Below are 22,327 nucleotides of genomic sequence, written 5' to 3'. Positions count from 1 at the left end.
GCTGTTCACCAGGAGGTGGTGATTACTTGGCCATGATCGCCACGAACAACTCGGAATCCAGCAACCCTTGCAACCAACGCTGTAGGCGAGGGTAGGGCGCTGCGGCAAACCATTCCCGGTCGACATGAGCAAACTGCCGTATGAACGGCATCAGTGCCACGTCAGCCAGGCTTTGGTAATCCGCCGCCAGAAATGCTCGGGTTTCAAGCAACGCTTCCAGCCTGCGCAAGAAGACCTCGCCCTCGGTCCGATAATGTTCCAATGGATACTCGGGATGGCGCTCGGGGTATTTGTAGCGGTTCAGATGAAGCTTGAAGACCTGGTCGTTTTCCTCGATCAACGCGGCCGTCAACGCCTGGCCTTCGAGGTCGCCAAGCAATCTCCAATTATCCGGATCATGCTGCGCCAGGGCCCAGTGCATGATCTCCAGGCTTTCATCGATCACCCGGTCATCGACCTGCAGCACCGGCACCGTGCCCTTGCTGGAAAGCGCCAGCATCTCGGGCGGCTTGGCCTTGAGGCTGACTTCGACAATGTTCAATTCGACCGCGCTGTAGCGCAACGCCATGCGCGCTCGCATCGCGTAGGGACAACGCCGGAACGAGTAGAGCGTGGCGCGGCTCATTTCACCTCCACGGTACTCAAGCCATTCCCTTGACGACGAACCTGGATCTGCACGGGGATCCGCTCATGCATTTCCTGCACGTGGGAAATCACCGCAACCTTGCGTCCCTGGGCTTGCAAACCGTCGAGGGCATCCATGGCCAGTTGCAGGGATTCGGGGTCCAGGCTGCCAAAACCTTCGTCAATGAACAGCGATTCGATTTTCAGCGTGCTGGAAGCCATCGAGGCCAGGCCCAGCGCCAGGGCCAGGGAAACCAGGAAGGTTTCACCGCCGGATAACGAATGCACCGAGCGCAGCTCATCGCCCATCTCCGTGTCCATCACCAGAAGCCCCAACATGCTGCCACCGCGTTTGAGCCGGTAGCGGCGCACCAATTGTCGTAGCTGGACGTTGGCGTGATGCACCAGCAAATCGAGGTTGTACGCTTGCGCCAGCTTGCGGAAGCGGTCGCCGGTGGCCGAACCGATCAGCGCATCGAGCCGCGCCCAGCGCTGGTACTCGGTATAAGCCTGTTCGATCTGCTGGGCCAGGGCCTGGTTGGCGTTCTGCCTGCGCTGGTCCTCGGCCTGTTCGGCACGTAGTTCGGCGCAGCGTTGCTCGCTGGCGGTAAATTGGGTTTGAAGTTCGGTGAGGGCCTGGGCCAGTTGTTCAGATTCCAGGTTGCCGTTGTGCTGGGCCTGATGGTGTTGCAGGCGCTGCTCGCGTTCAGTGAGCAACACGCGGACCTGCTCAATGGCTTTTTCGCTGTTGAGCAGTTGCTGACGCAGTTGGCCGACACTTTGCTCGTCCAGGTCAAGTAAGGCGGCCAGAGAGGCATCATCCAGTTCCGGGTGGCTGGCGCGCCATTGTGCGATGCCGGCGGCCAGGGCCGTGTGTTCGGTGTCCAGCGCTTGAGCCTGTTCCTGGCGGGCCTTGAGTTCGGCGGCCAGTTCCACCCGGTTGTGGCGTAGCGCTTGCAGTTGTTGATTGGCCGCTGTTTCGGCGCTGTGTGCCTGTTCCAGGGCCTGGTCGAGTTGCTGCTGCCACTGTTCGGCGCTGGTGTGTTCGCCCAGCAATTGCTTGAGCCGCTGCTGGCAGGCCTGCTGTTGTTCCGTCAGCGCGCTCAGTTGCCGTTGCGCCAACTCCAACTGCTGGAGGCGGGTTTGCTGGCGATCCTGCTCTTTCTCCAGGGCCTGCTGACGCTGAAGCTGCTCGCTGAGTTCGTCGCGTTGCTGTTCCAGGTGCGCCAGGCGTTGAGCGATCTGCTGGTCAAGCTGCATGAAGGTCGCGGCCGGCTCGGTGCGCAGGGCCTGTAGTGTGTCTGCCGGCAACAACGTACTGAAGTGGCTCAGTTCCTCGTCCAGGCGCTGGCGATCCCGGGCCAGCTCCTGCTGTTGGTTGTTCAGGTGCAGTGATGCCTGCTGATGCGCAGTTTCAGCCTCGCGCAATTGCTGCGCCAGGCGCGCGGCGTCCTGTTGCAGCGTCAGCAGGGCGGCCTGGCGTTGTTCGTCCTGGCTGATACGCAGGTTGAGCTGACTGCTTTGCTGGTCCAGCCAGGCGTCGCGTTTGGCTGCATCCTGGGCCAGCAGTTGCGCCGAGAGCGGATGGCCTTCAAGGCTGGGCGCCAGACTTTGATGCTGGCTGGCGAGCTGTTCCTGTTGCTGCTTGAGTTCTTTGAGCTGGGCGATGACGCCGCTGTATTGCGCGCGCAGGTCGATGACTTTTTCATGGAGCGACTCGACGGCTTTGCGTGCATTGGCCTCTTCGGTTTCATCAAACCGCCCCAGGCTTTGCAGCAAGGCTTCTGGCTGATGGTAAGGATGCTCGACGCTGCCACACACCGGGCATGGCTGGTCATCCTTGAGCTGTTCACGCAGTTGTTCGACGCTTTCGCTGCGGGCCAGGCGCTGACGCTCCAGCAGTTGGCGGGTGACGCTCAGGGTCTGTTCGGCAATCGCCAGTTTGGCCTTGGCTTCGCTGCCTTCGCGCACCAGTCGGTCGCGTTCCTGCAACGCCTGTTGCTGGCGCTGTTCAAGTTCGGCACCTCGCTTGTCCAGCTCTTGCTGGCTGGCCCAGAGCCGCGTCAGATCCTCGAATGCACGCAGTTGCTTGCGATTGTCTTGCAGCAGATTAGCGAGCAACTGGATCTGCTCGGCCACCGCTTGCGGCTCGGCGTCGGCTTCCTTGTAGAGCACTTCAAGGTTTTGCCGGTGGGTTGCCAGGTGTTCGGCGGCGTGGGCGGCATTTTGCTCCAGGGTGGCGAGTTCGGCCTGACCCTGGTTCAGGCGGTTGCCGATCAGCATCAGCTGTTGGAGGCGATCACGATAGGCCTGCCAGGCGTCGCTCAACGGCGCCAGGTGAGTGCTTTGTTCAAGCTCCCCGGCGATTCGCTGCAAGCGCCCGGCCACCTGTTTTTGCTGCTCAAGCAGCGTGTCGATGGTGCGCTGGCCTTCGCTACAGGCGTGTTGTGCCTGCTCCTGGCGTTCGGCGCTTTGGCGAGCCTCCTTGTCGAGGCGGGCGAGGGTACCTTGTTCTTCAAAGGCCTGGCGCAGCAAGGGAGCGCTGTCGGTGCTGTGTTGTCGGGCTGCGGTCAGCGCCAGTTGCGCAACGCCCAGGCCTTTCTCCAGTTCGGCCTGGCGTTCATGCAGATCGATCTGCTGCTGGGTGAGCTGCTGGACCTGTACCGCCAGGGGTTCGAGCTGCCGGGTCAGCTCCGTCTGGCGGATGAACTGATGCCGTTGCGGCGCGAGTTGTTCCAGGCGGGTCAGCTTCAGGCGTTCGTCGACCAGGGCGTCCCAGTCGGCCTGGGCTTGTTGCAGTTGCTCGGCGGCGCTGGCCCGTTGCTCTTGCAACTGGCGTAGTTCCTTGAGCCAGGTGTGTTGCTGCTCCAGTTGCTTGAGTTGCGCCTGTTGGGTCTTGAGCTGTTGCTGGGCTTCGTTGAAGCGCTGGTCCAGTTCGGCGCGGGCCTCGGGGGCCAGGGGTGTGACGCCGGTGGCCTGGTCCTGCAATTGCCTGTGGGACTCTTTGGCTTGCTTGGCTTTGTCGAAAGCTCGCCGGCCCAATCGGGTATACAGGGCCGTATCAGTGAGCTTTTCCAGCAGTTCGCTGCGGTCGTTGTCATCGGCCTTGAGGAATGCGCTGAACTCGCTCTGGGCCAGCAACACGGCACGGGTGAACTGTTCAAAGTTCAGGCCCAGGGCGGCTTCGAGCTGGGCCTTGTATTCGCCTTTCTGACTCGCCAGCAACTGATCGTTGTCCAGATCCCGCAGGCTCTGGCGGCTGGCTTGCAGCTTGCCTCCGGCCTTTTCCCGGGCGCGATTGGCTTCCCAGCGCGCTCGATAGCGGCGCCCGTCGATGCCGCGAAAATCCACTTCGGCGTAACCATCGCCGGTACCACGGCGCAACAGCGTACGCGGATCGCCCGTAGCGATTTCGCCGTCGGCGTCCGGCACCTTGGCGTCGCGCCCGGTGTTGTTGAGGCGCGGCACGGCGCCGAACAGCGCCAGGCACAACGCGTCGAGCAGGGTGCTTTTACCGGCGCCCGTGGGGCCGGTGATGGCGAACAGGCCGGCACTGGCAAGGGGTTCGGCGGTGAAGTCTATTTCGAAGGGCCCGGCCAGGGACGCGAGGTTCTTGAGACGGATCGCGAGAATTTTCATGGCTGCTCGCCCTCCATCTGCACGTCTTGCAACAGCACGGCAAAATCCTTGAGAGTCTGTTCGTCCACTTCGTTGCCGTAGGTGTCCTGCCAGGCGCGGCTGAACAATTCCTGCGGGCTCAACTGATCCAGTTCCACCAACGCGGCGCCGTCATCGACGTTTGTGCTGTCGCCGTTGCCGGCGTATTCGGCGGCGATCCGCACCAGGCGCACGGCTTTGCCTTGCAGGGCGGTTTCCACTTGATGGCGCAGGTCCGGCTGCGGCTCATCGAGGCGCACCCGCACCTCCAGCCAGGGTTGGCGCTGGACATCGGCCAACAGGTCGATGTCCGGCAGCTCCTTGAGTTGCACAAGAATATCGGCCAGGGGTACCGGGCCCAGACGCTGCAGATTGACGGCCCGGGGAATCAGCCGTGGCTCGACCTTGACCAGGGTTTCGCCGTCCAGGGTGATATCGAGAATCTGATGCTGATAACCGATTTCCGAAAACGACAATGGAATCGGCGAGCCGCTGTAGCGGATGCGCTCTTCGCCGTTGACCTTTTGTGGCTTGTGCAAATGGCCGAGGGCGACGTAGCTGATGCTCGGGCCGAACAGGCTGGCGGGCAGGGCCTCGGCGTTGCCGATGATCAGGCTGCGCTCGGAATCCTCGGACACCGAGCCGCCGGCCATGTGGGCGTGGCTGATGGCGATCAGCGCCTGGCCCTTCTTGCGTTTGTCGTTGGCGGCGGCGATCAGCCATTCATGGACCTGACCAATGCCCCGCAGGTAATCGTCACCCAGTTGTGCGCCGGTCACCTCGGCCGGCCGCAGGAATGGCAGGGCCAGGCACCAGGCCTTGACCTTGCCCTTGGCGTCGGGCAACGGCAGCAGCAAACGCTCGACGTCCAGTTGCCCGTCGTCCAGCCACAACACCCGGCCCAGGGCATGCGTGCGCAACCGACGCATCAGCGGCGCCGGCAGTTCGATGCGCGAACCGGAGTCGTGGTTGCCGGCGATCATCACAATGGTCAGATTGGCGTTTTGTTCATGGGCACTGACGATGAAGTCGTACAGCCGCTCCTGGGCTTTGACCGGCGGGTTCACCGTGTCGAAGATATCCCCGGCAATCAGCAGCACGTCGGGCTTTTCGCTGGTCAACTGACGCAGCAGCCAGTCAAGGAAACAGGCGTGTTCGAAGTCGCGTTCCTGACCGTGCAGGTTTTGCCCAAGGTGCCAGTCGGAGGTGTGGAACAGACGCAAGATGAACTCCAGAAAACAGATGATGGCCGCGGGAAGATGGGCGGCTAAAAGATGGAGAGTTTACTGGTAAACAGAGGAGAGAAACCGGGCAACTTCTCCAAATGAGTTGGCACCACTCCTGTGGCGAGCCACAGAAGCGCTATGTCCCGCAAAGGGATCACTTGGGGTAGAGCGGTGGCAAGCCACTGTCGCCGGCCGGGTCCTGGAAGCCTTCCGCAGCGGGAATGGTTCGAATGGCCCGCCACAGATCTTCGCCCTGCCAATATTGACCCGTTTCGCTGTAGAGCGCGCCGTTGAGGCCGTCCAGGGCGTCGGACAGTGGCACGAAGCGCGCGGCCATGTCGGCCAGGGTTTCCGGTTGCTGGCGAGCCCAGGCGTCCAGCGCCTGGCGTGTAGCGTGGGAGTCGTTGGCCAGGCAGGCACGCTTGAGGTCGTCCAGCAAGGTCCGCGGGCTCGGCCCGGCCTGGGTCGCGCGCAGGATGGCCGGCTGCGAACGGGCGCGCCACCACAGGCCCAAGCCCAACAGCGTGGTGCAGGCCAGGATGAAAGTGCTCAATTGCCAATACCGCAAGGTGTCGCTGTCGACGATCGTCACAATCTGAGGTGTGCTTGTTGGCGTGTCCACCATCAGGCTTGGGTTGTTCGCCACCTGCAGGGTCCGCGCCGGGAGACTGGTGCGGTCCAAGTGATCTTCCAGGGTATTCCACCAAACCACTTCCACCGGCGGCAGTTCAATGGTGCCGCTGCGGTTGGGCACCAGGGCCTCGCGGTCTTCACGGCTGCCCACCAAACCGCGCTCGCTGCTGCGACTGCTGAGTACCGGTTGGTCGGGGTAGCGCCGCAGGCCGCTGATTTCAGTGGCTGGCAGGGGCGGTAACTGAGCGCTGGCCAGGCCCTCGGCTTCCAGGGTCAGGCTGCGGGTCAGGGAGTCACCCACCTGGCTGTGGGTCGGTTCCGGGCTCCAGCTTTCGCTCAAGGAAAGGCTGCGCGCCGGCAGCCAGGGCACATCAGCCGGGTAACTGGCGGGCTTGGGGTTGACGGTCAGGCGCAGTTGCTCGGAACTGACACGCATCAACTGACCGGGTTTGGGCCCTGACGGCGTGGCTCCCTGGGCCACCGGCTCGACCAGGGTGGCGCTGAAGGTCTGGGCGGGGATCATCAGTTCGCCGCTGCGTTGGGGGTAGATGCCGTAGCGCAGCTCGATCACGCCGTGGCGTACGTTGTTGATGACCTTTTCGTAGGTGCGCGATTCGCCCAGTTGTTCGGTGCGGGCATCGGGAATGTGCAGCGGCGTCAGGCTGCTGTCGTCGTACAGCGACACCGAATGGTAGATGCGCAAGGTCAGGATCGCCTGTGCCTGCACATAGACGTGGCTCTGGTCGAGGCTGGCCTCGATGAACACCGGGGCCAGTTTGCCTGGCTCATTGCGCGTTTCGCTTTCGACCACTTGCAGGGTGATCGGCTGGCTCGTCACTTCGCCCAATTGCAGGGGCGGAATGACCACGGTGCCACTTTGGCGCGGCAGCAGGGTGACGATCCAGCGGGTGGTGGCGCGATTCTCGCCGTCAAGAGTCGTCAGTTGGTTGACCTGGCGGGTGCCGCGTACTTCGAACAGCGCCTGGAGCGGGCTCAGGTCGGGTTTGCCGAACAGTGTGGCGTCATTGGACTCCAGAGTCAGTTCCACGGTCTCCCCGGAGTTCAGGCGCCCGCGATCCACACTGGCAGTCAACTCTACGGCCTGGGTTCCAGATGCCCATAGCAGCAACACGAGGAGGTAGGCGGTGAAGCGGGTCATGGGGTTTTTCCCTGGGCCTGATGGCTTTGTTGTTCATACCAGAATTTACGTCTGAGCAGTTCGCCCGGATTATCGGGGATTTGGCGCAGCCATTGTTCCAGTGCCTGGCGCTGTTCTTCGTCGTTGCGTTGGCCGGCCGCGGGGCGCAGCGGTGGGGTTGTGGTCTGCTCATCGGGCAACTCGCTGCCCGGCACATCCTGGGCACCGGGCGGTGGCGTTGTCTGGGGTCCCTGGGATTGTTCCGGTGGCGCGGTCGCTTCGGAGGAGGGTTGTCCCGACGCAGAACTTGGTGCCTGGGCATTGGCGTTCGGTGATTGCTCGGCGGGCCCTGGCTGCTCACTTTCACTAGGCTCGGGTTCGGCAGGTTTTGCCGTCTGCTCTTTGAGCAGGCTCTGCACCAGCGCTTTGTTGGTTTGGGCGGGACGCAGGTCTGGTTGCAATTCCAGGGCTTGCTCGTACGCATCCAGCGCGGCGTCCAGTTCGCCGCTTTTGGCCAGGGCGTTGCCGCGATTGTAATGGGCGCGGGCGTCATTGCCTTCGGCAAAACGGCGGGCGGCTTCGCTGTAGTCTCCGGCTTCATACAGGGCCACGCCTTGCCATTGGTGGTCCTCGAAGTGGGCGGCAGCTTCGGCCGGACGCTTCTGCTTGAGCAGGTGCTGGCCCTGTTGATCGGGGCGCAGCCACAGGTCCTGGAGTTCGAAGGCATGACCGGTTTGCGGCAACATGAACACCAACGGCAGGCAGAACAGCCAGCCGCGCCGTCCGGCGCAGGCGGCCAGCAACAACAGCGGCAGGAGCAGCCAGTAGCCATGGTCCGCCCAGGTATCCAGGCGCAACGTCTGACCGTCGCTGCGCAAATGGCGAGGGCCGTCCAGCAGCCCCAGGCCACGCAGGTCGCTATCGTCCAGGCGCGCCGGGCGATAGCGGCCGTCCAGCTCATTGAGGAAGGACTTGAGGCTCGGGCTGTCCAGGCGTGGCACCAGAATCGCGCCCTGGGCATCCTTGAGGTAACTGCCATCTTCCTGGGTTACCGGGGCGCCTTCGCGTGTTCCGATGCCCAGCATCAGCAATTGCGTGGCAGATCCATCGAGGATCTGGCGGATATGCTCGCGTTCCTGTTCGTTCAACGATGAACCTATCAGCAGGATCCGACCGTGACCAAGTCCGCTCTGATCCAGCAGGGCCATGGCCTTGTTGATCGCCAGGTCGGCGCGATGGCCGTTCTGGGGCATGATCGAGGGGGTGAGTGCTTCCAGGAGGTTGGCGCTGGTGGACAGGTCGTCGGACAGCGGCACCAGCGTATGGGCACTGCCGGAATAGACGATGATTGCGGTCTGGGCATCGCTGCGGCTATGCAGCAAGTCCAGCACCTTGCGCCGGGCTTGCTCCAGACGTGTGGGCGGGACGTCGGCGGCGAGCATTTGCGGAGTCAGTTCCAGCACCACCACCAGCGGATCGGCAGGTTTTTGGCTGGTCTGTTCGACCCGTGCCCAACTGGGGCCCAGCAGCGCAAGCACCACCAATAGCCAGCCCAAGCCAAGGGCAACCCACGGGAGCTTGCTTTCGCGGCCGTTGCCGCCACTGAGCAGCACGGCATGAAACGCCGGCGGCAGAATCATTTGCCAGCGGCCCACGCGTTTCTGCCGGTGCCACAGGTGCCACAGCAGCCACCCCAACAAAGGCAGCAGCAATAGGAACCAGGGACGCAACCAGTGTGGCCAGAGAGTGATCATCGGCGTTTCCCCAGGCGCATGCGCTTGAGTCGCCGGCGCCACTCGGAATGTTCTGCCGGTTGGAACAATGGCTGGGTGAACAGACGCTGCAGAGGGTTGTCCGGCCAGCGTTCCCGGGCTACCAGCAAGACGCTCAGCAGCAGCGCAACGGCCAGGGGCCATTGGTAAAGTGCCTGGGCGGGGCGCGCCTGGGTCGGCTGTTGGGTCACCGGTTCGAGCTGGTCGAGGGTGGTCTTGATCGCCAACAGTTGTTGGCCGTCCTGGGCGCGGAAATACTGGCCGCCCGTGGTTTGGGCAATTTCCCTGAGTGTCGCTTCGTCGAGGTCCAGGCTCGGGTTGACCCCGACAAACCCTGCTGTGCCACTTTCTTCCGGATCGGCGCCAATGCCGATCGGGTAGATCTTCACGTCTTCTTCGGCGGCCAGCCGGGCGGCGGTCAGCGGGTCGATTTCCCCGCCGTTGTTGGCGCCATCGGTCACCAGGATCAGCACGCGGCTGTTTGCCGGACGTTGACGCAGGCGCTTGAGCGCCAGGCCGATGGCGTCGCCGATAGCGGTGTTCTTGCCGGCGATGCCGATGCGCGCTTCATCCAGCCACAGCCGCACGGTGCGACGGTCGAAGGTCAGCGGTGCCTGGAGGTAGGCCTGGCTGCCGAACAGGATCAGGCCGACCCGATCACCTTCGCGGCTTTCGAGAAAGTCTCCCAGTAGGTGCTGGACCAGCGCGAGGCGACTGATTTCCTCGTCTTGCCAGCGCATATCGGGAAAGTCCATGGACCCCGAGACATCCACCGCCACCAACAGGTCCCGGCCGCTGGCAGCGATGGGCAACGGCTCACCCAACCATTGCGGGCGGGCAGCGGCAATCAGCAACAGCAGCCAGAGCAGGATGAAGGGTGCCTGCTGACGCCAGGTCGGCAGATTGCTTCGGGCCCGGCGCCCCACGAGACCTTCGAGGTCGCCCAGGAAACTGACCCTGAGGGCCGGCTCGCCACTGTCGGCCGCCGGCAGCACCAGGCGCATCAGCCAGGGCAGCGGCAACAGCGCGAAAATCCACGGCCAGGCGAACTCAAACATGTTTGCGAATCCAGATTTCGACGGCTTGGGTCAGGCCGGCAATGGCTTTGTCATCGAGCTTGCATTCGGGTTTGTAGGCGCCTTCCACCAGCACCATCCAGCGGGTCAGGCCTGCCGCCGGGCAGCGGTTATCCAGGAAAGCCAGCCATTTACGTCCGTTGAGGGTGTGACTCTGGCTGTACGGGTAGTGGTTGCGACACAGGCGCTTGAGCAGCCCGTTGAGCTGTTGCAGCCAGGCGCCGGCAGGGGCGCCATCGTAGGGTTTGGGCAGTTGGGCGAGTTCCGCCAGCGCGGCCAGGCGCGCCGGGTCCAGGGGTTGCTCGGCGCGCACGGTGGAGCGCTTGGCGGGAAGGAACCGGCGCAATTGCCACAGTCCAAGCCCCAGCAACGGCAATACCACCAGCAGCAGCCACCAGCCCGGCGCGGGAGGCCAGAAGCCGATGGGTGGCGGCGTGATCAGTGGCTGAAGTTGATCGAGACTGCTCATCGGCTTTTCCCCGACCGCTTGGGGTTCAGGTATTCGCGTAGCTGTTCGACCATGTCGCCCTGGGTGCTCAGGGGCATGAGCAGAATCCGCAGCTTCTGGGCCAGCAATTCCCAGCGCTCCTGGCGCGCCTCGGCCTGGGCGCGATAGGTCTGGCGCAGTTCGAAATTCAGGGTGTCGAGTTCCAACTGCGCGCCGCGCTGGGCGAAACGCAGCAATCCGGCGGCGGGCAGGGCGTGATCCAGCGGATCCGAAAGCGGCAACAGCAACAGGTCGCAATGGCGTGACAACAGGCTTAACTGTTGTTCGGCGCTGTCGGACAGCGCGCGCTCATCGCAAATCACGATCACCAGGCTGCCAGGGCGCAATACTTCCCGGGCCCGGCGCAAGGCGTTGCCGAACGAATCGCGGTCCGCTTCGCCCTCGGTATGCAGCGATTGATTGACCCGCACCAGGCGGTTCAGCAGTTGCAGAAGGCTCTGTTTGCTGCGCCGGGGCTTGACCTCGTAATGGGTGTTATCTCCGAACACCAGCCCGCCGACCCGGTCGTTGTGCCCCAGCGCGGCCCAGCCGATCAGGCTGGCGGCCTGGGCCGCGAGCACCGACTTGAACATCAGCCCCGAGCCGAAGAACAGTCGATGGCTTTGCTCGATCATGATGAAGATCGGCCGCTCCCGCTCCTCATGAAACAGCTTGGTGTGGGGCTCCTGAGTACGAGCGGTCACGCGCCAGTCAATGGTGCGTACGTCGTCGCCGGCCTGATAGACCCGCACCTGATCGAAATCCACGCCGCGCCCGCGCAGTTTGGAGTGGTGCAGGCCGATCAGTGGGCTACGTTGGCCCGGCGTCGAGAACAACTGCACTTCGCGCACGCGATGGCGCATCTCGATCAGCTCCGAAAGGCTGACGCGGATGCCCGGTACGGGCGCCAGTGGGTTATTCATGGCTGGCTACTCAAGCGACGGCGACGACGTCGAGAATCCGCTGCACGACGCGGTCCTGGTCAATACCGGCAGCTTCGGCTTCGAACGACAGGATGATGCGATGGCGCAGCACGTCGAACAGCACGGCCTGGATGTCTTCGGGGCTGACGAAGTCGCGGCCGGCGAGCCAGGCGTGGGCACGGGCGCAGCGGTCCAGGGCAATGGAGCCTCGCGGGCTGGCGCCGTAGGCGATCCATTCGGCCATTTCCGGGTCGAACTTGGCCGGCGTACGGGTGGCCATGACCAGTTGCACCAGGTATTCCTCCACGGCGTCGGCCATGTACAACCCGAGGATCTCCTTGCGTGCGGAGAAAATAGCCTGCTGGCTCACGCGGCGCTCGGGCTTGGTTTCGCCGTGCAGCGCCTCACCTCGGGCCTGCTGCAGAATGCGACGCTCCACCGCGGCATCCGGGAAGCCGATCTTGACGTGCATCAGGAAGCGGTCGAGCTGGGCCTCGGGCAGCGGGTAGGTGCCTTCCTGCTCGATCGGGTTTTGCGTGGCCATCACCAAAAACAGGGGCGACAGCTCGTACGTGCTGCGCCCGACGCTGACCTGGCGCTCGGCCATTGCTTCGAGCAAGGCCGACTGGACCTTGGCCGGGGCACGGTTGATTTCGTCCGCCAGCACCAGGTTGTGGAAGATCGGCCCCTGCTGGAACACGAAACTGCCGGTTTCCGGGCGGTAGATTTCCGTGCCGGTAATGTCGGCGGGCAGCAGGTCGGGGGTGAACTGAATACGATGGAACTGCGCTTCAATGCCCTCGGCCAGCTCTTTGATGGCCTTGGTCTTGGCCAGCCCCGGCGCGCCTTCCACCAGCATGTGGCCGTCAGCGAGCAGGGCGATGAGCAGACGCTCGATGAGTTTTTCCTGGCCGAGGATCTGCGTTGAAAGAAAGGTTCGCAGCGCCAGCAGCGCTTCACGATGTTCCATCGGTGACTGTTCCTGGAAAGGGTGGCCCAGGCGTTCGGATAACGTCGGGGCTGGGGGCGTTACTTTAATGCATGGCGGGGGGTGGCGACTAACGGGATTTTGTTTGGTGTGCGGATTTGTGATCGGTTTGGATTCATTGTGGGATCTGAGGTGAACACCGACTCTATGAACACCCCTGATCGGCTCCCGCAGGGACTGGCGTTTAGATCTATTCCTGTATGCCTGCTAGTGCCGTGTCCTGAAAGTCATTGAGCAACAATTTGATTGCCGGTCTGTCGGCCAGCGCCTGCCAACACCCGTCGTCAACAATCGCGCCGTCGCGCAGGACGATGACCCGATCAAAGCGCTGTAGATGTTCGAAATCATGAGTGACACAAATTAGCCCGCGTTCTGCGAAGGTATCGAACAGCAAGTCCCATAGGGAGTCGGTCAACCCGGGCTCGATTGATGCACTGGGTTCATCGAACAAATTGAATCGCCCAGGCCTGTTGATCAGACGCAGCAGTGACAGACGCTTGGCTTCACCGCCAGAAATATTCGATGCGTGTTCACTGATGCTCCGTTCACAGACAATGTCCTGTAGCTGCAGTCGTCGTATTGCCTGGTCGAGGTGAGGCGACGCTTTAACGCCAAACAGAACGGACCTTTCAAAGAGACCTTCGAGAAAACAGGGCTGCTGAGGGCAGTACCTCAATGCACTCAAGTGGGCGCGAGGATTCAGTTGCGAAACGGGAGTTGCGTCGATGCTCAACTGATTTCGCGTTTCTTGATCAAGACCAGCGAGAACTTCCAACAAGGTGGATTTGCCCGCACCGCTCTGGCCGATGATCGCCACGGATTGACCTTGAGTAAATCTCAGGCTTTGCGTGATCGACAAGCGAACGTCGCCATTTTCGGTCAGTACGCACGGATCCAGAATCAGTGTCGATGCCCCTCGAAAATTGACTTCCGATTGCCGATTGCCATGGTCAAAATTTGGGAGCAAAAGCAGGCTTTGAAGTCGACGCTGATCGGCAAGAAACTGATCCAGCACACGATAGCCCTCCGTTAACGCGGCGATATTGAGTAAGTAACTGCCGGCGATGGAAAAAATGGCCACCAGTTGTCCGACACTGATACTGGGCTGGTTCGACAGTTGATCAACAACCCCCCATCCCAGTAATCCGCCCGTGGAGAGGCTGACGAACAGAATCTTGGCAGCGCTCAAGAAACCACCCGAGGTTGCCGCGGTCACCGCAGTATTGGCATAGCATTTGAAGGCCTCATTCAACGGCTGTGTGGCGGTAGACTCGGCGTTTTCCAGCTTTATTGCTTTGCCTGCATTGAGCGTGTTGTATAGGTGGGCGCTCAATTCATCTTCCTGCTCGTTGACAGCGTCAATGTGCTTCCTGCGCCATCTGATAATTTTGTGGCTGACAATCAGGTAGATAAATCCTAGACCCGTCATGCTCACAAAAGCTTCAATGCCACCCATGTAAAAAAAAGCGCCGCCAACGATCAAGAACTCCAGGCACAGCGGCAGTCCGACGGTAACAAAAAACGTCAATAGTTGTTCGTGAGCGGTAATTCCACGCTCGACCGACTTTATGAAGTGACCGATTCGCCATGAATTGAACCGGGCAAATTCCTTACGCATAAGGTTTGCCAGCCATTCAATAGATGCGGCCATGATAATTTGCTGGACAAGCTTGGATAGGAAATGGATCTGTAGCGGGCTGATAATTGCCTGCACGCACCCAGCGAGCACAAGGCCTGCCGTAAGAGTGAGCATTAGGTTGACGGTTGCATGTTTCTCGCCGTACAGGGTGTCGACGATTGCCCCCAGGAGCAAAGGTGGGGCGAGTGCGATGAGCTTGAGCACCAGGATTGTTGCAATGGTGGATGCCAGAAGAGTCGTATGTTTTTTGCAGGCAGTTCTAATGAGCGTTTGCATAGGATGCATACGACCGTCCGTTATTGTTTTATGGGTGGCTGGTTTCAACTGCTGAGTAATACATGCTGAGGTACAACGAGTTGCCCATTTCTAATGATGTTGAAGCGTTCAAGTCCAGGGATGTAAGCCTGGGTAACGATGCTGTTGTTTGGGAAGCGCGCTACAGTTCTATAAAATATTTTTTTGTCGGACTTCGATGTGGCTTTGTGCAGCGTGTCTAATTGTGTCGGGACAGTTTCATTGTAGTCGTGTGGTGGGCATTCAAGCTCAGGAAGGTTCAGGTCCCTAACAGGGGCCAAGTCGATTAAATTTTTAAGGATTTTTGAGTGCGACAATAACTTGACAGTTTTTCTGTCCATGGAATCTTCAAAGACATCATATAGACTCTCGGATTGGAATTGTTCAGTCACCGCTCTCTGAATGGCGGTGCAAATGTCCATCGAACAGCCTGAGCCAATAGCTGAGAGAGGCTGGTCTCCAGGGCCGGCTTTGGGAAAGGCAACGGCAAAGTAAACAGATAAGACATCTTTGATAATGATGATCTGCAGTTTATTGGCGGGTTCTAAGGCGGAAGGGTCGTTGAGGAGCGCCTTGTTAAGCAAGCTCGTCGACGGTTTTTATAGGTCCATCTTGGGGCCGATTCCGCATATCGCCATGAAAAAAAGAGATAAGACATGTCGTTCGATTATTTCCTGAATGCCATGCAATAAAGCTTCATTTTCGGTGCAGCCAAAAGCAATGCCTGAGTTGGATGAGTAACGTGCCAAGAATTGCATGGTAGAACGCGTGTCGTTGGAGTTGCTTCGGGCAGCAGCAGGGCAGAGTAGGGCGCTTGGAGCAATCAGGTGTTCTTTTTTATCCAGCGATGTGAGAGTGAAGCAGTCTATTGGTTCGTCGCTGTATGGCAGGCGGGTGAAGAAACCGTCGTATTTAGCTGCTTTCTGACTGGCAATACTGTCGGTGCTGTGCCATGTCGACTCATGATTAGGGGCTAGAAAAGAGCTGGCATGCTCGATGGTTTCTGCCAGCGCACCTATAAGTGCGTCCGGCCCTTTACCCGCACCTGACTCAATAAAATGATTGTCACTATCAAAAAGCTCCGCGGTTGCCACTAGCCTGGAGGGTGTCGTATAGCGGGCCTCGGCCCTAAAACCGAGCGTGTGCAGGGTGGACATGATATTGACTAGAGCTTCGGTAGATGTTAGTTCGCGTTCTGGCATAGAAACCTCTAGATTTAGGCGCCGAAAGGTGGAAACCTTTCGGCGCCTGTTCACAGGCACTTAATCGATCAATGATTTCAGTTGATCAGAGATGCAAAAAAGTTGGCTTCGGTTGTCAGAAGCCCTTTGGAAAAGCCCATTGCCTGCGGCAGAGCATCAAAGGTGTTGATTTCAGAACGCTTCCTACCCATATCATATACTCCTTTATTGATTATTCAGTGTCGCTTAGCGATCACCTAACTTGCGCGTTTTTGTGCAAGTGCATAATTAATAACACTGGGCTTTTGGATGGGCTAGGATGCAACTTCCGATGCTGGTGTAGGCCTGTTCTTGGCGATCGGTAGGACGTGCCTGAGGGAAGGTGGTTTTTTGTTGAAGTTTGCTTTTCTGGGCTATCTACTCAATGGGTTGAGTAGTTTATTCATCCCGGGATGAAGTGCCGCTAGAGTCATTGAGCAAGATTCAAAGGAGGGGTGTTGCCAGTCGGCTATCCAGTACTGGCAGAGCCGGTGGCGAGGGGAGAGATTCCCTCGCCAAAAAGCTGCGCTTGGCTTCATTCTCGTGGACGAACGAATCAACCCTCCCACGCCTCCGGATTCACCAGATTCACCGGTCGCTCTCCCGCCAACGCCATCAGGAGATTATCCACCGCACAGCGCGCCATTGCCTCCCGTGTCTCGTGGGTGGCCGAACCCATGTGCGGCGTTGCCACTACGTTATCCATTTGTAATAACGGTGAGTCCGCACTCAGGGGTTCGCGCTCGAACACATCCAGCCCCGCGCCACGGATCTGTCCGTTGCGCAGGGCGTCGATCAGAGCGGCTTCGTCCACCACCTTGCCTCGGGAGATATTGATGAAGATGCTTTCGGGACGCATCTGCGCGAACGCTTGTGCGCCGATCAGCCCTTGGGTTTCTGCCGTCAGAGGCAAAGTCAGACAAATGAAATCCGCCTGTCGCAACAGCGTCTCGAGGTTGCAATAACGGGCCCCGAAACGTTGCTCGACCGCGGGCTTGGGCGAATGGCTGTGGTAGAGCACCGGCATGCCGAAACCGAAATGCCCGCGCTGGGCCAAGGCTTCGCCGATGCGGCCCATGCCTATGATGCCGAGGGTCTTGCCATGGACATCGGTGCCGAAATGTTTGGAGCCGATGCTCTGTTGCCACTGGCCTGAGCGGATCAGGTTGGCCAACTCCACCACGCGCCGAGCCGTTGCCAGGATCAGTGCAAAACCGGTGTCCGCGGTGGTTTCGGTCAGCACGTCCGGGGTATTGGTGAGCAGGATGCGGCGTTCGGTCAGATAGTCGATGTCGTAGTTGTCGACCCCCACCGAGACGCTGGCGATGGCTTGCAGGTTCGGCGCTGAGTCCAGTAGTGGCGCATCCAGTTTCAGGCTGGCCCCCAACAGGCCATGGGCGCCAGGCAAGGCGTCGCGCAATTGGGCCAGGCCTGGCGCATCGAGGTGCTCGATGAGGGTGACCTGGGCCTGAGCTTGCAGACGGTCCATCAGTTGCGCCGAGAGCGCTTTGTACAACACTACGTGCTTTTTCATGGAGGGCTCGATTCAGGACTGTGCGGACGCCGGGTGTGGCGTCGCGGTTTGAGACACGGCGCGGTCGCTGGCGCCGGGCTTGAGGGCCAGGGTCAGTACCACCGACAACAGCAAGGCGCCACTCATTAGTAGAAAGGACATACCGGGAGAGCCGGTGGTGCCGTTGAGATAGCCCACCAGGTACGAGCCGCCGAACGAACCCAACGCGCCCATGCTGTTGATCAGTGCCATGGCACCGCCGGCGACGTTGGCCGGCAGGATCTCTGGAACGATGGCAAAAAACGGCCCGTACGGCGCGTACATGCAAGCCCCGGCAACCACCAACAAACTGTAGGACCACCAGAAATGCTCAGGCCCCAGCAAATAGGAGGCGTAAAACGCGACGGACGCGATCAGCAGCGGCGGCCAGACGAAACGTTTGCGCTTCTGCGCCTTGTCCGACGCCCAGGACACGACCAGCATGGCGACTACTGCCGCCAGGTATGGCAACGACGACAGCCAACCGGCCTCGACAATGCTCATTTGCAGGCCAGCCTTGAGGATTGACGGCAGCCACAGCACGAACCCGTAGACCCCAATGCTCCAGCAGAAAAATTGCAGTGCCAGGATGATGACTTTGGGTGAGCGGAAGGCTTCGGCATAGTTTTTCACGGCCTTGATACCGACCTGTTCAGCCGCCAGTGCGCTTTCCAGGTCTTGTTTTTCCTGGTTGCTGAGCCACTTGGCCTGGGACGGACGATCATCAGCCAGGCGCCACCAGATAAAGGCCCAGAGCACCGCCGGCAGACCTTCGATGATGAACATCCAGCGCCAGTCGAATTGTTGCACCAGATAGCCGGACACCACGGACATCCACAGCATGGTGACCGGGTTACCAAGGATCAGGAAGGTGTTGGCACGTGAGCGTTCGGCCCGGGTGAACCAGTGGCAGAGATACACCAGCATGGCCGGCATGACCGCAGCTTCGACCACGCCGAGCATGAAGCGGATCACGATTAGCCAGTAAGCATTGGAGACCACGCCCGTCAGGGTCGCCAGCGAGCCCCAGAGGATCAGGCTGACAAAAATCAGCTTCTTCACACTGTGTCTCTGCGCGTAGATCGCCCCCGGTACCTGGAAGAAAAAGTAACCAAGGAAAAACAGTGCGCCCAGCAATGAGGACAGCCCCGGGGTGATCATCAGATCCTCGGCCATGCCCGAGGCGGCGGCGAAGCCGTAGTTGGCCCGGTCCAGGTAAGCCAGGCTGTAGGTGATGAAGACGATGGGCATGATGTACCACCAGCGGCGGGTGGCGAGGTTGAGCGTTTGCATGTCGTTGACTCCTGAGCTTGTTGTTTTTGTTGCAGCAGGTGTGTTTTGTGGTGGGTCTAATCGCGAGCAGGCTCGCTCCCGCATGAGGATGCGTCGACCCTGTGGGAGCGAGCCTGCTGGCGATTGGCATCATTAAATTCAGCCAGTAACTCAATGCGCGTCGGCAATCCCTCCATGTCTCCACGGCTCTGCACTGCGCGGCTACCAATCCAGTTGGCGCGCTGTACGGCTTCGGTGATGGCGCGGCCTTCGAGTAACGCACTGATCAGGCCGACCGCGAAGCCATCGCCGGCGCCCACGGTGTCCACCACCTGGGCCACCGGCACGCCGGCAACTACGCCCTGGCCTAGCTGAGTGCGGAAATAGGCGCCATCCGCGCCGAGCTTGATCACGACGATTTCGGCACCCAGGTCCAGATAGAACGCGGCGATGTCGGCCGGGTCGTCGAAACCAGTCAGCAAGCGACCTTCGCCGAGCCCCGGCATGACCCAGTGGGCGAGGGCGGCGAGGCGATTGATTTCGTGAATCATCATCGACTCGCTAGCCCACAGGCTCGGCCGCAGGTTGGGATCGAAGGACAGGCTGCGGCCGGCCTCGCGCATCCGCATCATTAATTCAGAGGACATCTCACGGGCCGTGACCGACAAGGCCGGGACGATGCCGGTGGCGTGCAAGTGGCGGGCTTCGAGCTGCGAGGGGGCGATGGTGTCGATCGACAGATGACTGGCCGCCGAGCCGCGACGGAAATATTCGACTTGTGGGTCGCTGCCATCGTCGCTACGGGATTTGAACTGGAACCCGGTGGGGTGGGCTGGATCGACCGTCACGTGGCGACAATCCAGGCCTTCGTTTTCCAGCGTCTGCACCACGAAGCGTCCTAGGGAGTCAGCACCCACCCGGCTCAGCCACGCCACTTTGAAGCCCAGTCGCGACAGACCGATGGCCACGTTACTGTCGGCCCCGGCGACGCGCTTGTGGAACTGCTCGACATTGGCCAGGTCACCGCGCTGGTCGGCCACCAGCATCGCCATGGTTTCGCCGAAAGACAACACATCGAACTCAGGCATGGGCTGGCTCCCGGCATGATTGGCCTAGGCGGGCAAGGGTGGCGACATGTCCCGCAGTCAACTGCAGCAAATCATCGTCTTGCAGCGGATATTCGGCGGCGCGCATTACACCAGCGGGCATGTGTTTGAACAGTTGTTCCCACAGATGCAGGTCTGTCATCTCCGGAGGCACCGCGACCAGTTTGCCGTCGGCGCGCCGGGCTACGGCCTTGCAATGCACATAAGCCACATACCGCCCAAGCTGTCGGGCGGCCACAGCGGCCGATTGGTCCTGCCATTGCCAGTTGCCAATGTCGAAGGTCATACCGATGGGCAGCGCTTGCTCCTCTGTCGCAGCAAAAAAACGCTGTAATGGTTCGATCCGCCCGCCTTGCAGGGTCTGGTCGTTTTCCACCAGCAATCGCACCGGGCTGGCGGCCAGCGCATCCGCCAGGGCTGGCAGATCATGGGAGTCGGTGAAATAGCCGAGAGAGACTTTCAGCCATGCCGAGCCAAACGCCTCGGCACGTCGCAAGGCAAGTGACAGGGCGGGATTGGGCTTGGGCTGGCCGGCGAGCCACAGTTCAAGTGGAGAGGAAAAAATACTTTGCAGTCCTTTGGCCAAGGCACCGGCGGCCAGTTTAGCGGGCTGTTCAGTGGTGAGCAGTTCTTCGCGCCATTCGATCCGTGAAGCGCCAGCGGCAGCCAGCAGATCGATAAAACTGCCTTGGCCCTGTTGCCGTACCAGATCGGCACCGTAGCTGGAAAGGCTGATGGAGACGGGTGGGTTGTGCATTGTTTTTATACCTCTGAAACCGGTTTCAGTTTTGTGCAAAAAAAAGGTTGTGCTTGAGAGGGCCCTATCGCGAGCAGGCTCGCTCCCACAGGGGACTCCAGTGCGATGCAGATCCAGTGTGGGAGCGAGCCTGCTCGCGGTAGGGCTTCATCACCGACCATTTCCCCGCGTGGACCCACGCTCGATCAACCGCGCCGCAAAATCCAGGGTTCGCACCGGCCCGTTATCGCCACGCAAGCGCTTGAGCAAACATTCGAACGCGCTGGCGCCGATCTCGGCCGTCGGTTGGGCCAGGGCGGTGATGCCGCTGCCCACCAGCGGGTACCAATCCAGATCATCGAGGGCGATCAGGCCTACATCGTCGAACAAGTGGCAACCCAGTTCGCGCAGCACCGTCGTGGCGGCCAGGGCGGCAATGCCATTGGCGCAGAACAATGCTTTGGGGCTATGTCCCGGCGGGGCAAGAAAGTTCTTGATGCGCATGGTCAACTGATCACAGGTTTCCACAACGGTGCCGGCCAGGGCAGGCCGTCGTTGAATGCCGGCCTTGAAACTCTCGACCCGTTCGATCCGCGAGCTGGTGCCGTCGAATGGTTCGGTCACCAGCAACAGATCGCGGTAGCCCCGCTGTTCGAGATGATCGAGCGCCATCTCGACGGCCGCCGGATTGTCCAGGCCCACCAGGTCGCTTTCCAGTCGATCGACCTTGCGATCGACCAGCACCAGGGGCATTTCACTGCGCAGTTCCAACAATTCATCACGGTGGTGGCCGAGGGTGTTAACAATCAGCCCCTCGATGTTATAGGCGCGCAACAAGGCCAGATGCTGGCGTTCCTGCTCATCGTCGCGGTCGGTGTTACACACCACCAGGCTGTAGCCGTGGCGACGGCAGGCTGTTTCCACGCCGTGCATCACGGCAATTGAATAAGGGTTGCGGATATCGGCCACCAGCATGCCGATCAGGCGTGTGCGTCCGCGCTTGAGGCCGCGGGCCATCTGATTCGGACGGTAGCCCAGTTCGCTGATCGCTTGCTCGATGCGTTGAGCGATGGCCTCGGAAAGCAGGGCGCGATCCTCGCCAATGAAGCGCGAGACGCTGGCCTTGGAGACCCCGGCGCGTTCGGCGACATCAAGCATGGTCACGCGGCTGCGCTGGGCGGCGGAGAAAGGGTTCATCAATTGAAACCTGCTTATTTTTGTTAGTGGCTTTGAAACCGGTTTCAGAAGACCTCAGAACCCAGCGGGTCGTCAAGAGCGACGCGACATAAGAACGACCGACGGTGGTTTACCTCAGCCCAGGAAAGCGCAGGTATCGTGTCCTGACGAGTATCTGGTTCATGACGCGGACGGCAATCTTGTGCCGGCGCAGGAATAAGTTAGGCGGGGTGCCTCCAAGTTCCGTGTGGCGAGCAAGCATGCTCGTCGCAGGGAGTCAGTCGCGCTTCAGGTTCAGAGCTGGCTGATATAGGTGCCCGTCCCCTTGAGGATGTTCTGCAACGTCAATTCCACCTCCGCCAAATCCGCCGCATCGGTGTCGTGGGTAATCTCCAGCACATCATCCCCGTTCAGCACATCGGCGTCCGACGCGGCAATTTCGATTTTCAGCAGGGTCGGGCTGAGGGTCACCTTGACGCCTTCCAGTGTCGAAGGCTCACCCTCCAGGGCGATTTCCAGTTCGTCTTCGTCGGGGTAGCGGGTCATCAGGAACATTTCGCCCTGGGTGCTGTGGCAGCACAGCATGGCCATGTTGTCTTCTTCCTCGTCGCACGGGTTGGCGATCAGAAGGGCGGTGGTCATTTGCATGGTGATGGCTCCTGGCTCGATGAGCCTTGCTGGGCGCAAATAGAGTGGATTTTGCCAGCCCGAACAACTTTCTGCTGGATTACTGCAGTCACACGCAGAATATGCGCGCAATTTCACAGCGCCAGGTGCCGCTTTGCTCGCCGGGCTGCTACGGTTGTTC

16 protein-coding genes and 1 pseudogene are annotated in these 22,327 nt (G+C 60.6%); all 17 read right to left on the bottom strand.

Annotation, left to right across the window (positions count from 1 at the left end; translation table 11 throughout):
• Positions 1–22: 22 nt before the first annotated feature.
• Positions 23–625 (bottom strand): glutathione S-transferase, encoded by a 603-nt coding sequence (locus tag GKKCFE_RS12530; RefSeq protein ID WP_445577927.1) that lies wholly within the window; start codon positions 623–625, stop codon positions 23–25.
• Positions 622–4,263, bottom strand: a complete 3,642-nt coding sequence (locus tag GKKCFE_RS12525) for an AAA family ATPase (protein ID WP_445577926.1) — start codon at positions 4,261–4,263, stop codon at positions 622–624. The genes GKKCFE_RS12530 and GKKCFE_RS12525 overlap by 4 nt, the downstream gene beginning before the upstream one ends.
• Complete coding sequence (locus tag GKKCFE_RS12520; RefSeq protein ID WP_445577925.1) at positions 4,260–5,504, bottom strand: exonuclease SbcCD subunit D C-terminal domain-containing protein; 1,245 nt, start codon at positions 5,502–5,504, stop codon at positions 4,260–4,262. Before GKKCFE_RS12520 ends, GKKCFE_RS12525 begins: the two co-directional genes overlap by 4 nt.
• Before the next feature lie 157 nt (positions 5,505–5,661).
• Complete coding sequence (locus tag GKKCFE_RS12515) at positions 5,662–7,299, bottom strand: BatD family protein (protein ID WP_445577924.1); 1,638 nt, start codon at positions 7,297–7,299, stop codon at positions 5,662–5,664.
• The gene (locus GKKCFE_RS12510; protein WP_445577923.1) at positions 7,296–9,032 is read right to left on the bottom strand and encodes a tetratricopeptide repeat protein; all 1,737 of its coding nucleotides are present in this window, start codon (positions 9,030–9,032) and stop codon (positions 7,296–7,298) included. The genes GKKCFE_RS12515 and GKKCFE_RS12510 overlap by 4 nt, the downstream gene beginning before the upstream one ends.
• Positions 9,029–10,108 carry a vWA domain-containing protein gene (locus tag GKKCFE_RS12505; RefSeq protein ID WP_076384461.1) on the bottom strand — a complete coding sequence of 360 codons (1,080 nt, stop codon included), beginning with the start codon at positions 10,106–10,108 and terminating at the stop codon, positions 9,029–9,031. Before GKKCFE_RS12505 ends, GKKCFE_RS12510 begins: the two co-directional genes overlap by 4 nt.
• Entirely contained in the window at positions 10,101–10,595 is a 495-nt protein-coding gene (locus GKKCFE_RS12500; RefSeq protein WP_047225797.1) for a DUF4381 domain-containing protein, read from the bottom strand. Before GKKCFE_RS12500 ends, GKKCFE_RS12505 begins: the two co-directional genes overlap by 8 nt.
• Positions 10,592–11,536, bottom strand: coding sequence for a DUF58 domain-containing protein (locus tag GKKCFE_RS12495; RefSeq protein WP_047225798.1), 945 nt, complete (start codon positions 11,534–11,536; stop codon positions 10,592–10,594). Before GKKCFE_RS12495 ends, GKKCFE_RS12500 begins: the two co-directional genes overlap by 4 nt.
• Before the next feature lie 10 nt (positions 11,537–11,546).
• Positions 11,547–12,506: an AAA family ATPase gene (locus GKKCFE_RS12490; protein ID WP_047225799.1), complete on the bottom strand. Its 960-nt coding sequence runs from the start codon at positions 12,504–12,506 to the stop codon at positions 11,547–11,549.
• A 208-nt stretch (positions 12,507–12,714) separates the two neighbouring features.
• On the bottom strand, positions 12,715–14,448 hold the full coding sequence (locus tag GKKCFE_RS12485; protein ID WP_445577922.1) for an ATP-binding cassette domain-containing protein: 1,734 nt from the start codon (positions 14,446–14,448) through the stop codon (positions 12,715–12,717).
• A 35-nt stretch (positions 14,449–14,483) separates the two neighbouring features.
• A pseudogene (locus GKKCFE_RS12480) lies at positions 14,484–15,614 on the bottom strand (YcaO-like family protein).
• Between the two features lie 619 nt (positions 15,615–16,233).
• Positions 16,234–17,211: a 2-hydroxyacid dehydrogenase gene (locus tag GKKCFE_RS12475; protein ID WP_047225801.1), complete on the bottom strand. Its 978-nt coding sequence runs from the start codon at positions 17,209–17,211 to the stop codon at positions 16,234–16,236.
• A 12-nt stretch (positions 17,212–17,223) separates the two neighbouring features.
• Positions 17,224–18,522: an MFS transporter gene (locus tag GKKCFE_RS12470; protein WP_047225802.1), complete on the bottom strand. Its 1,299-nt coding sequence runs from the start codon at positions 18,520–18,522 to the stop codon at positions 17,224–17,226.
• A 56-nt stretch (positions 18,523–18,578) separates the two neighbouring features.
• Positions 18,579–19,589 carry a sugar kinase gene (locus GKKCFE_RS12465; RefSeq protein ID WP_047225803.1) on the bottom strand — a complete coding sequence of 337 codons (1,011 nt, stop codon included), beginning with the start codon at positions 19,587–19,589 and terminating at the stop codon, positions 18,579–18,581.
• Entirely contained in the window at positions 19,582–20,364 is a 783-nt protein-coding gene (locus GKKCFE_RS12460; protein WP_445577921.1) for an AP endonuclease, read from the bottom strand. Before GKKCFE_RS12460 ends, GKKCFE_RS12465 begins: the two co-directional genes overlap by 8 nt.
• Before the next feature lie 150 nt (positions 20,365–20,514).
• The gene (locus GKKCFE_RS12455) at positions 20,515–21,540 is read right to left on the bottom strand and encodes a LacI family DNA-binding transcriptional regulator (RefSeq protein ID WP_339488078.1); all 1,026 of its coding nucleotides are present in this window, start codon (positions 21,538–21,540) and stop codon (positions 20,515–20,517) included.
• 273 nt (positions 21,541–21,813) lie between these two features.
• The gene (locus GKKCFE_RS12450) at positions 21,814–22,167 is read right to left on the bottom strand and encodes a hypothetical protein (RefSeq protein WP_107322371.1); all 354 of its coding nucleotides are present in this window, start codon (positions 22,165–22,167) and stop codon (positions 21,814–21,816) included.
• Positions 22,168–22,327: the final 160 nt, after the last annotated feature.

Source organism: Pseudomonas sp. E141 (genome assembly GCF_052659885.1).
This window is presented reverse-complemented; position numbering and strand designations above follow the sequence as displayed.

Excerpts from the sequence above, each read along its gene's own strand:
- GKKCFE_RS12530 (WP_445577927.1), bottom strand. The coding sequence starts at position 625 with ATGAGCCGCGCCACGCTCTACTCGTTCCGGCGTTGTCCCTACGCGATG.
- GKKCFE_RS12525 (WP_445577926.1), bottom strand. The coding sequence starts at position 4,263 with ATGAAAATTCTCGCGATCCGTCTCAAGAACCTCGCGTCCCTGGCCGGG.
- GKKCFE_RS12485 (WP_445577922.1), bottom strand. The coding sequence starts at position 14,448 with ATGCATCCTATGCAAACGCTCATTAGAACTGCCTGCAAAAAACATACG.
- GKKCFE_RS12450 (WP_107322371.1), bottom strand. The coding sequence starts at position 22,167 with ATGCAAATGACCACCGCCCTTCTGATCGCCAACCCGTGCGACGAGGAA.
- GKKCFE_RS12490 (WP_047225799.1), bottom strand. The coding sequence starts at position 12,506 with ATGGAACATCGTGAAGCGCTGCTGGCGCTGCGAACCTTTCTTTCAACG.
- GKKCFE_RS12500 (WP_047225797.1), bottom strand. The coding sequence starts at position 10,595 with ATGAGCAGTCTCGATCAACTTCAGCCACTGATCACGCCGCCACCCATC.
- GKKCFE_RS12460 (WP_445577921.1), bottom strand. The coding sequence starts at position 20,364 with ATGCACAACCCACCCGTCTCCATCAGCCTTTCCAGCTACGGTGCCGAT.
- GKKCFE_RS12495 (WP_047225798.1), bottom strand. The coding sequence starts at position 11,536 with ATGAATAACCCACTGGCGCCCGTACCGGGCATCCGCGTCAGCCTTTCG.
- GKKCFE_RS12505 (WP_076384461.1), bottom strand. The coding sequence starts at position 10,108 with ATGTTTGAGTTCGCCTGGCCGTGGATTTTCGCGCTGTTGCCGCTGCCC.
- GKKCFE_RS12475 (WP_047225801.1), bottom strand. The coding sequence starts at position 17,211 with ATGAAAAAGCACGTAGTGTTGTACAAAGCGCTCTCGGCGCAACTGATG.
- GKKCFE_RS12515 (WP_445577924.1), bottom strand. The coding sequence starts at position 7,299 with ATGACCCGCTTCACCGCCTACCTCCTCGTGTTGCTGCTATGGGCATCT.
- GKKCFE_RS12465 (WP_047225803.1), bottom strand. The coding sequence starts at position 19,589 with ATGCCTGAGTTCGATGTGTTGTCTTTCGGCGAAACCATGGCGATGCTG.
- GKKCFE_RS12510 (WP_445577923.1), bottom strand. The coding sequence starts at position 9,032 with ATGATCACTCTCTGGCCACACTGGTTGCGTCCCTGGTTCCTATTGCTG.
- GKKCFE_RS12455 (WP_339488078.1), bottom strand. The coding sequence starts at position 21,540 with ATGAACCCTTTCTCCGCCGCCCAGCGCAGCCGCGTGACCATGCTTGAT.
- GKKCFE_RS12470 (WP_047225802.1), bottom strand. The coding sequence starts at position 18,522 with ATGCAAACGCTCAACCTCGCCACCCGCCGCTGGTGGTACATCATGCCC.